Consider the following 12,627-nt stretch of genomic DNA (forward strand, 5'->3'; position numbering starts at 1 on the left):
TGGTATAAAAGCACGGCAATTTACTCAATAAAATGGACTTTTTGTAATGCCCTCCCCGCCAGGCCAGGATAGCCCAGAGCAGCAAAAGCAGACCCAGAATAACCATACCCAGAATAAGGTGTATTCTGGTTCAGTGTTTATGCTGATTACCCGTTTAAGCATTAAATCGATTGGCTTAATCAGCTCAATATTTCTGGCCCGCTTACTGACTCCGGAAGACTTTGGCATAGTCGCTATCACCATCGCAATTTATGCCTTTATTGAGCTGTTTGGCGCGCTGGCTTTGGGCACTGCGTTAATTCAGCAGAAAGACAATACCCCTGATGATTATAATAGTGCCTGGACCTTCAACGTGTTGTTCGGTTTTGCAGCGGCAATTTGCCTGGCGCTAATTGCTCCGCTGGTAGCCAGCTACTATGCTGACCCCAGGTTACAGAATGTGCTGTACGTGCTGGCTTTTGTCAGCCTGTTGTCTGGCTTTCATAACATCGGGGTAATTAACTTTCAGCGCGATTTAAATTTTCGTAAAGAGCTCCAGTTACAACTGGTGCCTAAAGTCATCAGTTTTGTCATAACGCTTAGTCTGGCTTTTATACTCCGTAATTACTGGGCCTTGGTATTGGGTGTGCTTTGTAATCAGCTGGTAGTCACAACCTATAGTTTTATCATGCATTCGCACCGGCCGCAGATATGCTTCACCTCTTTTAATAAACTGTTTAAGTTTTCCCGTTGGCTTTTGCTTAATAATGTCGTGCATTTTATTAATGACAAAGTCAGTCAGTTAATCGTCGGCAAGGCGCTGTCGCCCTCAGCGCTGGGTTATTTGTCGCTCGGTAAAGAAATAGGCCAGCTACCGGCGAGTCATATAGCGCTGCCGATCAGCAAAGCCACCTTTCCGGTTTACTCCCGTTTTCAGGACGACCCTCCAGAGCTAAGAAAAGCGTATTTAAATACTGTCGCTTTAACCGCCAGTCTGACCATTCCTTCTTCTATTGGCATTGCCATGGTGGCACCATTGCTGGTTAGTGTGTTACTGGGCGAGCAATGGATAACTATGATACCGCTGCTGCAGTTACTGGCCTTAGCCAATATGTTTTTTAGCATCACATCTAACAACAGTTATATATATCTGGCTTCTGGAAAACCCCATATTTCTTTCTATATAAATTTATCCAGATTAGCGGTGTTTTTTGCACTGTTTGTTCCGCTGCTAAATTACAACGGCTTAATCGGAATTGGTCAGGCTAGATTAGGTTCTACGTTAATAATGTTGTTGGTAATTCAGGCTATTGTTATTCGCTTTTTAAATCTACCGGCTATGGCTCTGCTTAGAGTATTTATCCGACCATGCATCGCCGGACTTGTGATGGCATTGACAGTCTGGGCAGTACAAACGACCAGCAGCCTACCGATACCTCTGCTTCAGCTGCTACTGGAAGTGCTGGCTGGCGTTATCAGCTACAGTCTGTGTACTCTTGGTATATGGCACTTACAAGGCTACCCTGAGGGTTTTGAGCATAATATATTCAGTCGGCTGCGGCTAAAAAACTTTCCGCCTAAAAGCGCTGGACCAATGCCATGACAGCGTCGCTGGCATCTCTTCAACAAGCAGCGCAGCAGCAACTGCAAGTCAGTACCCTGCTGCACAGCACTATCAGCAGTGCAGCGTTGCAGCAACTGCAATGTCAGTGTTATGCGACGGCACCTTATCAATCTTATAATCAGCGGTCTGATTTACTTAATAGCGTAGCGACGTTGCCTGCACAATTTGGCTGTAGCAAAACTGAGCTGGCCAGATTACTGATGTTAAGCTTACTGGCGGAATTTTCATTGCAACAACTACCGCTGACTATCAGCAGCGAAATTAGCGATAACTACCAGCGAAGTTTGCAGCGAATTTTTAAGCTTTGGTGCAGTGCCGATACCGCCAGCCCGCCAGAAACAGACGATAAGTTTCTGAAGGATATTGGTTTATTAACCGGCGCTCTGCTGCCCTGCACTGAGCGGGTGGTTGAGCCGTTTTCCGCTCTTCAGCGTTCATTACTGTATAGCGATGGCATAGCGCAGGCCGCTGGTTTTATTCGAGAATTAGTTGTAGCCCAAGGCAATAAGCCAGTGTGCCGGCTGCATATTCATTTGTCAGAAATAAATCAGTTAACCGCCGCTGGCTGGCGCCAGACCTGCCAGCAAGTTGCTAACTTGCTGCTGCTTAATCCACAATTAAAAGGGGTGGTTGGCGCCTGTTGGTTTTATGACCCCGCTATTGCTGCTATCAGTCCCAAACTGGCCTTTATCAGTGAACTGCTTAGCGAAATGCAGGCCAACTGGTTTTTCTCACATAGCGAAGGTGAAAAAAGCGGTGCATTTAGCCGCTCTGCCAGCCGAAAACAGGCTTTTGAAAGTGGCCACTATCAGCCTAAAAACTATGTGGTGTTTATTCCCCGCAGCCGGCTGCTTGCCTGGTATAAGAGGCAGTCTGTGTTATGAAAATTTTTATTCTCTTAATATTTAAATGGCTTGGCTTTTTTTATCTGGCAAAAAAAATCACTGCCCGCCGGCCTCGTATTCTATGTTATCACGGCATTTCTGTAGATGATGAACACCTGTTTTCGCCAGGGGTATTTATACGAAGCAGCACTTTTGCCAGACGGATGGCGCTGCTGGCTAAATGGGGCTACAAGCCAGTATCGCTGGATGAACTGTACCGGCAAAATCAGGCCGGACAGTATAAAAAAAATACCCTGGTTATTACCATTGACGATGGCTGGGCTGCCATTGAGCAAGGCATGTTACCAGCACTTAAAAAACACAGCTTCAACGCCACGTTATATCTTTCCAGTTACTTTGTTATTAATCAGCGGCCGGTGTTTAAACTATCCTGTTATTATTTGTTCTGGAAGTATCAAGGACCTTTTACGCTGGCAAATAACAGTTGTTTAAAACCTTATACTACGCTCCCGCAGTTAACTATTAACGACGTGCTCGCTCTGGCGACAGAACTGGGTTCAGCCTTTGAACAGCTGATTTTAACAGAGCTGGCTGCGTATTTTGGGGAAGACCTTGCCAGCTGGCTACAAAGCGGTAAATTAATGTTTCTTAACCCGGAAAAAGTAACCGCCCTGGCGGCGGGGGGGCTGGCAATTGAATTGCATACCCATCGCCATAAGTTCTCTGAACTTGACTTAACGGATGCACAAACCGAGTTGGTTAATAATCAGCGCTATATAACGCAATTAACCGGAAAAAAGGCGCAACATTTCTGCTTTCCGCGTGGAGAATATCAGCAACAACAGCTAGATTTGCTTGCACAGCAACAGCTGAAAACCGCCACAACCACTGAAAATGAGCTGATAAGCAAATACGATAATTTACTGACCCTACCAAGGTTGATTGATAGTGATAAGGTAAGCAATCTGGAATTTGAAGCTGAACTGACAGGTGTAATGACATTATTGCGTTCAGCTGCGTCACTGTTAAAACGAGGCGGATAATGATAGCGGCCTATCTCAGCAGATTAAAAGACACCCTCGCCATGCTGAAAAAAGAAGCGCAACTTGCCAGCATATCTTTTTCAACAATGCTATGGCAAACCGGCCGGTTTTGCCTGAAAACCAGGCTGGGCCCGCGCTATTTTGTAGTAGCAGGTATGGCCCGGAAAAACTTTAAAGAAACCGATAAATGGCAGCATATTTCAGCGAAAGAATATTATCAGGCACTGGATATTCTTAACCCACCGCTATATCGCAAGCTTACGCAGAACAAGCTATCAGAAAAAGCGCTATACCAGTTATTGCATATACCCACAGCGCCAATGCTTGGCTATTTTCACCCTATTAATGGGGTCACGAATTGCGGTGCCGCTCTGACGACTAAAGATTCGCTGCAACTATTATTGCAGCAGCATAGTGGCAGCACGGTAATGGTAAAGCCACTGGAGGGTTTTGGTGGCACCGGTGTTATGGCCCTTGCCATACGTCACGACGGTCAAACACTACAGCTGCAATCGGTTGCTGAGCAGCAATTATATAGGGCAGAACAACTAATAAGTGTCTATCAAGGCAATAACCAGCACTCTGAGTTTATGCTGGAAACCTATATTCAGCAGTCTGCCCAGTTTGCCCGTTTTAACCCTTCCAGTTTAAATACCTTGCGGTTATGGGTGTTGGAAACGGCGCCCAATCAGGCTGAAGTTATTGGCGGTTACCTGCGAATTGGCCGGGCTGGCAAGGTAATAGATAATGCCTCGGCCGGCGGTATTATGTGCCCGGTTGATTTGGCAACAGGCGAACTGCGGCCGGGATTAATTAAAAAAACACCACACCGTGATGATATTTGCCAGCATCCCGACCATGGCGCCCCCTTGGCCGGGGTTATATTAGAGGGATGGCCGCAGATTCAGCAGTTTGCCGAAAAGGTATTGTTAACTCTGCCGCACACCCGCTTTGCCGGGCTGGATATTACCATGGCCGGCCACGGGCCATTGTTAATTGAAGCAAATGTGGCGCCAGATAAAGACGGCGCTGCACACGGCAATATCCCATCAGTTAAATTACAACTCGCCGCAAGGAAGCACTATGTTAAGCACCATTAGCAATGCGATAAAAATGTCATGGCAACGGGCTAAAGATGAAAATGCCCTGTCATTTTCCCAACAATTGAAAGAAATGCTAATACTGCAACTGAAAACCGGTTTTGGGCCGGGCAACTATCATAAATATTTGTTGTGGCAAAAAAATATGTCCTGGCAGCAAAAGCTGGGCTACTGGCATGATCAGAAGTATTATCGCTTTTTAAATAAGGTAAACCCACTAAATTACCGGATGCTGGCACGCAATAAAGTAATGGCCAAAGCGATATTGAAGTTTTACAACATACCCGACGCTGAATATCTTGGTTATTTATCAGCTGCCGGCGGATTTAAAGCAGATGGTTCGCCGTTAAATAGTGCAGAGCAATTAGCTGCTTTTTTAGAGCAGCGGCCAGACCTGGACAGGATCTGCTTTAAACCGGTAGATGGCTCTGGTGGTGAAGGCTTTTGTGCAATTGAAATAGACCGTTCTAACGACATTCTTTTTCGGGAGCTGGGTAAGTCGATGACTGTACCGATTGCCGATTTCCTGCGCCAGGCACTAAAAGTAGACCAGGGGTGTGACTACATTATTGAGAAATATCTGCAGCAACACCCTGCTCTGGCCGCTTTTAACCCCAGCAGTTTAAATACCTTAAGGGTCTGGGTTGGTAAAGCGATCAACGGTACCCCGAAAATTATTGCGATATACCTAAGGGTTGGTCGGAGTGGTCAACTTATCGACAATAAAGCGGCTGGCGGCTTTGGCGTCTCTGTTGACATGGACAGCTTTAAAACTGCTATGCTTTTACCACCCGACAACAACGACCATTGCTATGCTAGACATCCTGACAGTGGTGAAAATATGATTGACCGCCAACTGCCATTTCAGCAAGAGGTTATCGCGCTGGCTGAGCGGGTTGTCAGTATTTTACCCAATACCCGTTTTGTTGGACTAGATATTGCTTTAACACCTGAGCGGCCTGTCATAATTGAGTTTAATTTTGCCCCAACAGCCACTGGCACCACGAAAATGAATGCAAGCCATCAACAATTGCTGGGCTGGCTCAACCAGAGTTAAAAAAGTGCCTCCCAATAGTATAATTTGAAATAGCTGAACCTGAGATATGCATCTTAGCAGCCTTTCCATAGGTTACTGTTGTCACCTCCTTGGGTTTGATGGTATTTTATTGGTGCAAAACTAACCGGATAGGAGGCAAGACATGGATTTTCTGCCCGAAAAAGCATTAGGGATATTATTAGTTGCTTTCAGCATACTCAGCAAACCGGCAATCGCAGAGAATTTGGCTGGCAGTATTACAATAGACCGAAGCTGCTTTGAAATGGAGTGGAAGCGTGGAAAGCCCTTTGATTATTACCATCCAGAAACACGTGAATCTACCGGTACTTTCCGCGGGGGATTGCTCCATTTAGTGGAAAAATACCATTTTAATGATGATGTTCGTAATCTCGTTAAAGGTCTCAGCGGAGCGATGCCGGGTGATATTCTGTTTGTATTAAATTCTATTCCAAATCATCCATCTGCGTTAGATGCTTATTCTCGTTATGCATATCAACTACAACACTCTGAGTTGTTCCGTAAAAAACAGGCTAGCGCAATGCTTTCGCATTCTGCAGATTGCTTATTTCTAAGAGCAAATGAAGTTTTCCCTAACAACCCCGAAACCTTGTTAGTTTGGGCAATTCATCAGTTCCGGAATAAGCGCTTCAATGCTGCACAGCAGATTTTGGAACGAGCGGTAGCTATTGCGCCAGACTATGTCGAAGCACACTACAATTTAGGTCTGGTGTATGTTGAGTTAAATAATACAGAAGCTGCCCGAAAGCATGCAACTATTGCCTACGACGCGGGTTATCCGTTGATGGGCTTAAAGAATAAACTTGCTACTTTAGAACAAAAATAACAAGGGAAGCGTGATGTCGCATAAAGGATTGTTAATTACCGGTGGCTGTCTGCGCGCCAATGGTTTTGAATTGGGTGAAGGCAAGTACTATGGTAACGCCGGATTATTAAAACTGGATTTAACCAGCGGCCAGTTTAGCACCTTGCTAAGCAAGGCGGATGGTGGCAACAACTACCCGACAGAAGACCCAAACCAGCAGTTTACAGCGGCTTGTTTAGATGGCGATACATTATGGCTGCCCACCGACACTGAGGTTTATCAGTACCAACTGCCAGAGCTTAAGCAGTTAAAATGCTTTTCTCACCCGTGCTTTCACAATATTCACTCAGTACATTTGATTGACAACGAGCTGGTAGTAACCTCTACCGGTATTGATAATGTTGTTATTCTTTGCCCCGATACCGGTGATATTAAGCGCATTATTAATACTGAAGGTAAAGACCCGTGGCACAGATTTAACCCTGACACCGATTACCGGCTGGTTCATTCAACCCGACCGCATGACAGTCACCCAAATTATGTTTTCAAAATGGACAACAAACTCTGGGCAACAAGGTGCACTCATGATGATGCGGTATGTCTTGACAATGTTGCGGACAGAATTGATGTTGCTCATCAGGATGCAATGAGTGTACACGATGGCATCTGGTGGCACGATAAACTGGTATTTACCCGAGTTGATGGTTATCTGGTTATTGTTGACCCGAAAACCCGTCAGGTTATTGATAAACATGACCCGTTTGCTAACGAACGTAACCGACCATTGGGCTGGTGTCGCGGTTTATTGGTCGACGGCGATATTTTTTATATCGGTTATTCAAAGCTCAGAAAAACCAAGCTGATGTCAAAATTAAAATTTCTGAGCCAGGGTAATTTTAAGTATATGGATGGCAACGAAGCATTAGTGGTTGCCTATGACATCAGTAAAAAGAAAGTCATTAACACCTATGCCATACCGGCAGGTATGTTAGATGCCATTTATGGCATTTTGCCCTATAACTTTGTGTAATTGGCCTGATGCACTACCATAGCCATATATTCATTTTCAGCAAAAGGATTGCAGGACAACAGCCATGGACACTCACGTTGTAATAGCCGTTACTGGTTGCCCGGAAGTTCGTATCGCCGCCCACCCTAAGCTGGACGTTGCCAAGAGCAATAATTTTGCTGTCGCACTGTTTGGCCGGGCCCGCTGGCAACAACAGCCTGCTACTGCCGGCAAATTACTGCAGTTATTGAACGAAACATCTGATTTTGCTGCGCTATATCAACAGTTAGCCGGCGACTTTTACCTTGTGATAGTTCAAAGCGGTAAACCGGTTTTGCTGGTAAATGACATTATGGGCGTACAGAGCTGCTTTTACGCTTTACAGCAACAAGTGCTTTATATCAGCCATGGCCTGAAACCGTTAAAACAGCTGGGGGTAACTTGTGCGCTGAATAATCAGGCCATTTATCACTATGTGTATTTTCACTGTATTCCAGCGCCCGATACCATTTATCAGCAGGTATATAAACTAGAGCCAGCCAACCTTATTGCAGTAACTGCAACCAGCATTACCCCCGCAACGCTTTTATATAGCCCGGATTTTAAAGCAAGTGCGGCAACAGCCAACAAGTTGCAACAAGAATGCTTATCCGAATTAGAACAGGCAGTACAACACAATGTAGCACCAGATTGTGGCGCCTTTTTAAGTGGTGGCCTCGATAGCTCTACTGTTGCCGGCATGCTTGCCAGACATCAGCAGCCAGCTTATACCTACTCTATTGGTTTTAAGGCAAAAGGCTATGACGAAACAGAGTATGCATTAATAACAGCAAAGCATTTTAATACCCGCCATCAGGTACATTATTTAACGCCTGAGCAAGCAGCTGACGCCTTTGTAAAAGTGGCGCAGTACTTTGATGAGCCGTTCGGCAACTCCTCGGCAATGGCGGCTTATTTTTGCGCCCGTTTTGCCAAGGACGATGGTCGCGATGTGCTGCTGGCTGGCGATGGCGGTGATGAACTGTTCGCGGGAAATAGTCGCTACGCTAAGCAGAAAGTGTTTGAGGTGTTTGCCAATAGCCCCGAATTCTTGCAGTCACTTGCCAGAACCTTATTTGTAAAAACACCGCTGGCAAAGGTGCCCGGCTTTAAGAAAGTAGCAAGTTATATTCGTCAGGCTGATGAAAGATTACCAATGCGGCTGCAGAACTATAACTTTATTAATCAGTTTGGCAGCACGGCGATTTTTACTGAATCATTTCTGGCAGACATAGATAAAGCAAGGCCAGAACAATTACTGAAGCAGCGTTACGAGCAATGCCGCAGTGATGACCCTGTTGATAAAATGCTGTTTCTGGACTGGAAGTTCACGCTGGCCGATAACGATCTGGTAAAAGTGACTAAGATGTGTGAGCTGGCAGGGGTTGAAGTTCGTTACCCCTTGCTGGATAAATCATTGGTCGATTTCAGCTGTAAGGTTGCAGCCAGTACCAAACTACCCGGCCAGAAACTCCGTGATTTTTATAAAAAAGTCTGTAAAGGCTTTTTGGCCGATGAAACCCTTAGCAAAGAAAAGCATGGTTTCGGCCTGCCTTTTGGGGTGTGGTTAACAGACAATGCGGAGCTGAAAGCGCTGGCACTAACGGCCCTGAATGCATTTCGGCAACGCAACATTGTTAAAGCCAGCTTAATTGATGCAGCAATAGAAGCGCATACCAACAGCCATGCCAGTTACTATGGTGAGTTAATCTGGATATTAGTGGTATTGGAACTGTGGCTGCAAGCTGAAGAGCATGAGACTACTGCCGATGCATAAATTACTTCAACTGGCCGGTAAACTGCTTAGCCGCAATAAACTGAGTATTCTTATCTATCACCAGGTGCTGGCCGAGCATGACCCAATGCGGCCCAGTGAGCCTACGGCAGAAGTGTTCGACTGGCATATGCGCCTGCTGCGACGTTACTTTACCCCCTTGTCACTGGATGACGCCTTGCACCACCTGCAGCACAATACCCTGCCGGCCAACGCCGTGTGTGTGACCTTTGATGATGGCTATCTGAATAATTTAACGGTCGCCCAGCCTATTTTGGCCAAATATAAGATTCCCGCTACGGTTTATATTGCAACTGGATTTAGCCAGGGCACGAATATGTGGAATGATCGGGTAATGCATCTGTTTGCAGATAAAGATCGGCAGCAGATCAGTTTGCAGGGAAAGCTGATTAAGCTGGCAGATTGGCCGCAACGACGGCAATTAGCTCAGCAATGGTTGATGAAACTGAAGTATCTGCCTGTCGGACCACGGTTAGCAGAAGTTGAACAGTTTTATCAGGAGAATAACGTCTCGGAGCAAACATCATTAATGATGACACCGCTGCAGATCAAGCAATTAGCTGATACCGGCGTTACTATTGGTGCTCATACAATCAACCATCCAATTTTAAAAGTATTGCCTGTGGCTGAGCAACAAACAGAGATAGTGCAAAGTAAGCAACAACTGGAACAGTGGGTTGGGCAACCTGTTAACCATTTTGCGTATCCTAACGGCGTTTTCGATCGGGATTTTGACGACACAGCAGTGAACATTGTCCAGCAAGTTGGTTTCAGTACGGCGGTGGCAACTGACTGGGGAGTGTCCGGCATGGCAAGCTCGCCGCACAAACTAAGACGCTTTACGCCATGGGACAGAACAGCGCTGAAGTTTCATGCCCGCTTGATTGCAAATATGCGCCAGTCACAACCACTTTAGGTAATCTTTGATGCTGGCAAAAATAAAACAGACATATCAAGAATTGGGGGCGGTTGACACCCTGCTGTATTGTATTGATCAAGCCTTAACGAAACTGACCTTTAAACGACTGCTACTTCATAAGTACTATATTACCCGTCAGCCCGTGAGTGCGATTGCCAGTGTCCCGGCCACGAAAGCACTGGACATTGAGATTAAACAGTTGAACAGCGATGATCCTGCGCTTGCGTCGATGGACCGGCCAGCCAGCACTTTAAAACAACGTTACGCCAATGGCGGACATTGTTTTGCGGCATTTAAAAAAGGGCAGTTAGCCGGCAATTTGTGGCTTAATTTCGATCAATATCAGGAAGATGAAGTACGCTGTCGTTATATTTTGCAGCCCAATGGTCATGCAGCATGGGACTATGACGTGTTTGTTATGCCTAAATTTCGTTTCTCATACGTGTTTGCCAAGCTTTGGGATAGCGCTAATCAACTGATGACAAGCCGCAATATTCGTTACGTTTACAGTAGAATAAATTACTACAATATTAGTTCGCTGCAATCTCATAAGCGACTGGGAAGCGCAGTATTCGGAACGGTTTATTTTATTAATATTGGGAGCGTGCAACTCATGTTCAGTCGCCATTTCCGGCCGTTCTTCAGGCTGAGTACTAACCAGGCTGAATTCCCGGCGTTATATATCAGTGATAACATCAACAATGAATAAATCCGTTACCACAGATTTCAGACCGATGACTCGCGGCCATAATTTCGTAGTTCAGTCTGATGGTGGCAACGCGAAAGCACTAGTTATCTTGCCGCCCTTTGCTGATGAAATGAATAAATCGCGTCATATTATTAGCCAGTTTATGCGCCAGGCGACAGCGCTTGGATACAGCTGCATATTGATGGATCATTTTGGTACCGGTGACAGTGAAGGTGATCTAAGTGAGGCCAGCCTCGCGCTGTGGCAAGCCGATTTGACGCTCTTGGTAGAGCAACTTGCAGCTGATGGTTACCGGCAGCTGAGTTTTTTAGCCATCAGATTTGGCGCAATACAACTACTGGATTTACTGAACCAATCAAACTTAGCGCTGCCGGTTAAGCATGTAATGTTCTGGCACCCCATTTTTGAACTTAAAAAGTTCTGGCAGCAGTTCTTCCGGGTGAAAATAGCCGAACAGATGGCACTTGGCGAAAAGCTCAGCCAAAAAGAACTAGAGCAACAACTGGTAGACGGTGAGGTAATAGAAATTGCTGGCTACCCTATATCTCCGACTTTTTATGCCAGCACATATGAGGGGGATTTCACGCTGCCCGGCGGCCTAACCGGAATTAATCCTCTAATAAGCTGGTTTGAGGTATCACAAATGACAACGCCCGGCGCAAATGTGCAGAAATATCTAAGCCAGTTACAACAAAGCTGTCCAGTTAATTTTAAGATGGTTGCCGAAGCGCCCTTCTGGAACACCACAGAACTTGCCAGCGCTGATACCCTGCTCAATGCCAGTGTCCAACAACTGGTGCAGCAAGATGTTTAACGAACAAACGCTACAATTTGAATGTTCGGGAACAACTTTATCTGGCATTTACAGCCCCGGTGATGCCAGTACTGCCATACTAATTTTGGTTGGAGGACCACAGTACCGGGTAGGTAGCCACCGCCAGTTTGTTAAATTAAGCCGGACATTAGCCAAGGCCGGGATCAGTAGCCTGCGCTTAGACTTTAGTGGTATGGGCGACAGCGAAGGCGAGCTTCAACCTTTTTACGCCAATCAGCAGACGATTAAACAAGCGATAGACACCCTTACCGAACAAAACCCGGTAATCCGTCAGGTTGTTATCTGGGGTTTATGCGATGCAGCCAGTGCCGCGCTGCTTTATCACTATCAGCAACCTGATAACAGAGTGGCTGGTTTGGTATTGTTGAATCCCTGGGTGCGGCAACAACATAGCCATGCTCAGGTGATGCTGAAACATTATTACTGGCAACGCTTAAGCTCGAAAGCATTCTGGCAAAAGTTATTGGGCGGCGGCCTGAAGCCCTGGCAAAGCATTAAAGATTTGCTGCAAACTTATAAAGCCAGCAAAAGTAGTAAGCCCAAAAAAAATGCCGGCGCGCAACAACCCAGCCAGCAACAGACCACAGCAGATAACTATGTGCAGCATATGCTCTTAGGTTGGCAAGCTTTTAGTGGCAAAACCCTGGTGATCACCAGTGGCAATGACCATACAGCGCAGGAATTTTTAGATCTATGTGCTGATAGCACTGCCTGGCAGCCGTGTTTAGCACGCGCACAGCATCATCATATCGCTGCAGCCAACCATACTTTTGCCAATGCGCTTTGGCGCGCTGAAGTAGAGCAACAGACCATTAATTTTGTCCGGCAGATAAAATCTGGCCGTTAAGCG

The 12,627-nt window shown here is 46.0% G+C and carries 12 protein-coding genes; all 12 read left to right on the plus strand.

Features of this window, described 5'->3' with window-relative positions:
* The first annotated feature begins 46 nt into the window (after positions 1 to 46).
* The 12 genes from B2Q61_RS15125 (at position 47) to B2Q61_RS15180 (ending at position 12,624) form a co-directional block, all read left to right on the plus strand.
* Positions 47 to 1,582, plus strand: coding sequence for a lipopolysaccharide biosynthesis protein (locus B2Q61_RS15125; RefSeq protein ID WP_290617251.1), 1,536 nt, complete (start codon positions 47 to 49; stop codon positions 1,580 to 1,582).
* A complete protein-coding gene (locus B2Q61_RS15130; protein ID WP_290617253.1) occupies positions 1,579 to 2,487 on the plus strand; it encodes a hypothetical protein in 909 nt (302 codons plus the stop codon). The genes B2Q61_RS15125 and B2Q61_RS15130 overlap by 4 nt, the downstream gene beginning before the upstream one ends.
* Entirely contained in the window at positions 2,484 to 3,491 is a 1,008-nt protein-coding gene (locus tag B2Q61_RS15135) for a polysaccharide deacetylase family protein (protein WP_290617255.1), read from the plus strand. Before B2Q61_RS15130 ends, B2Q61_RS15135 begins: the two co-directional genes overlap by 4 nt.
* On the plus strand, positions 3,491 to 4,591 hold the full coding sequence (locus B2Q61_RS15140; protein ID WP_290617257.1) for a sugar-transfer associated ATP-grasp domain-containing protein: 1,101 nt from the start codon (positions 3,491 to 3,493) through the stop codon (positions 4,589 to 4,591). The genes B2Q61_RS15135 and B2Q61_RS15140 overlap by 1 nt, the downstream gene beginning before the upstream one ends.
* Positions 4,575 to 5,648 (plus strand): sugar-transfer associated ATP-grasp domain-containing protein, encoded by a 1,074-nt coding sequence (locus tag B2Q61_RS15145; protein WP_290617259.1) that lies wholly within the window; start codon positions 4,575 to 4,577, stop codon positions 5,646 to 5,648. Before B2Q61_RS15140 ends, B2Q61_RS15145 begins: the two co-directional genes overlap by 17 nt.
* A 142-nt stretch (positions 5,649 to 5,790) precedes the next feature.
* Complete coding sequence (locus tag B2Q61_RS15150) at positions 5,791 to 6,492, plus strand: tetratricopeptide repeat protein (RefSeq protein WP_290617261.1); 702 nt, start codon at positions 5,791 to 5,793, stop codon at positions 6,490 to 6,492.
* A gap of 13 nt (positions 6,493 to 6,505) precedes the next feature.
* Positions 6,506 to 7,501 carry a hypothetical protein gene (locus B2Q61_RS15155; protein ID WP_290617263.1) on the plus strand — a complete coding sequence of 332 codons (996 nt, stop codon included), beginning with the start codon at positions 6,506 to 6,508 and terminating at the stop codon, positions 7,499 to 7,501.
* A gap of 64 nt (positions 7,502 to 7,565) precedes the next feature.
* Positions 7,566 to 9,296 (plus strand): asparagine synthetase B family protein, encoded by a 1,731-nt coding sequence (locus tag B2Q61_RS15160; protein WP_290617265.1) that lies wholly within the window; start codon positions 7,566 to 7,568, stop codon positions 9,294 to 9,296.
* On the plus strand, positions 9,289 to 10,230 hold the full coding sequence (locus tag B2Q61_RS15165; protein WP_290617267.1) for a polysaccharide deacetylase family protein: 942 nt from the start codon (positions 9,289 to 9,291) through the stop codon (positions 10,228 to 10,230). Before B2Q61_RS15160 ends, B2Q61_RS15165 begins: the two co-directional genes overlap by 8 nt.
* A 10-nt stretch (positions 10,231 to 10,240) precedes the next feature.
* Positions 10,241 to 10,942 (plus strand): hypothetical protein, encoded by a 702-nt coding sequence (locus tag B2Q61_RS15170; protein ID WP_290617269.1) that lies wholly within the window; start codon positions 10,241 to 10,243, stop codon positions 10,940 to 10,942.
* The gene (locus B2Q61_RS15175) at positions 10,935 to 11,756 is read left to right on the plus strand and encodes a glycosyl transferase (protein WP_290617271.1); all 822 of its coding nucleotides are present in this window, start codon (positions 10,935 to 10,937) and stop codon (positions 11,754 to 11,756) included. Before B2Q61_RS15170 ends, B2Q61_RS15175 begins: the two co-directional genes overlap by 8 nt.
* Positions 11,749 to 12,624 carry a hydrolase 1, exosortase A system-associated gene (locus tag B2Q61_RS15180; protein WP_290617273.1) on the plus strand — a complete coding sequence of 292 codons (876 nt, stop codon included), beginning with the start codon at positions 11,749 to 11,751 and terminating at the stop codon, positions 12,622 to 12,624. Before B2Q61_RS15175 ends, B2Q61_RS15180 begins: the two co-directional genes overlap by 8 nt.
* The last annotated feature ends 3 nt before the right edge of the window (positions 12,625 to 12,627 follow it).

Origin of the sequence: Arsukibacterium sp. UBA5043 (assembly GCA_002415085.1) — a bacterium.
Taxonomy (GTDB): Bacteria; Pseudomonadota; Gammaproteobacteria; order Enterobacterales; family Alteromonadaceae; genus Alishewanella.

What these genes read in the sequence shown, in the direction of transcription:
- B2Q61_RS15165 (WP_290617267.1), top strand. Translation starts at nt 9,289, where the DNA reads ATGCATAAATTACTTCAACTGGCCGGTAAACTGCTTAGCCGCAATAAA.
- B2Q61_RS15135 (WP_290617255.1), top strand. Translation starts at nt 2,484, where the DNA reads ATGAAAATTTTTATTCTCTTAATATTTAAATGGCTTGGCTTTTTTTAT.
- B2Q61_RS15150 (WP_290617261.1), top strand. Translation starts at nt 5,791, where the DNA reads ATGGATTTTCTGCCCGAAAAAGCATTAGGGATATTATTAGTTGCTTTC.
- B2Q61_RS15170 (WP_290617269.1), top strand. Translation starts at nt 10,241, where the DNA reads ATGCTGGCAAAAATAAAACAGACATATCAAGAATTGGGGGCGGTTGAC.
- B2Q61_RS15130 (WP_290617253.1), top strand. Translation starts at nt 1,579, where the DNA reads ATGACAGCGTCGCTGGCATCTCTTCAACAAGCAGCGCAGCAGCAACTG.
- B2Q61_RS15140 (WP_290617257.1), top strand. Translation starts at nt 3,491, where the DNA reads ATGATAGCGGCCTATCTCAGCAGATTAAAAGACACCCTCGCCATGCTG.
- B2Q61_RS15125 (WP_290617251.1), top strand. Translation starts at nt 47, where the DNA reads ATGCCCTCCCCGCCAGGCCAGGATAGCCCAGAGCAGCAAAAGCAGACC.
- B2Q61_RS15180 (WP_290617273.1), top strand. Translation starts at nt 11,749, where the DNA reads ATGTTTAACGAACAAACGCTACAATTTGAATGTTCGGGAACAACTTTA.
- B2Q61_RS15175 (WP_290617271.1), top strand. Translation starts at nt 10,935, where the DNA reads ATGAATAAATCCGTTACCACAGATTTCAGACCGATGACTCGCGGCCAT.
- B2Q61_RS15155 (WP_290617263.1), top strand. Translation starts at nt 6,506, where the DNA reads ATGTCGCATAAAGGATTGTTAATTACCGGTGGCTGTCTGCGCGCCAAT.
- B2Q61_RS15160 (WP_290617265.1), top strand. Translation starts at nt 7,566, where the DNA reads ATGGACACTCACGTTGTAATAGCCGTTACTGGTTGCCCGGAAGTTCGT.
- B2Q61_RS15145 (WP_290617259.1), top strand. Translation starts at nt 4,575, where the DNA reads ATGTTAAGCACCATTAGCAATGCGATAAAAATGTCATGGCAACGGGCT.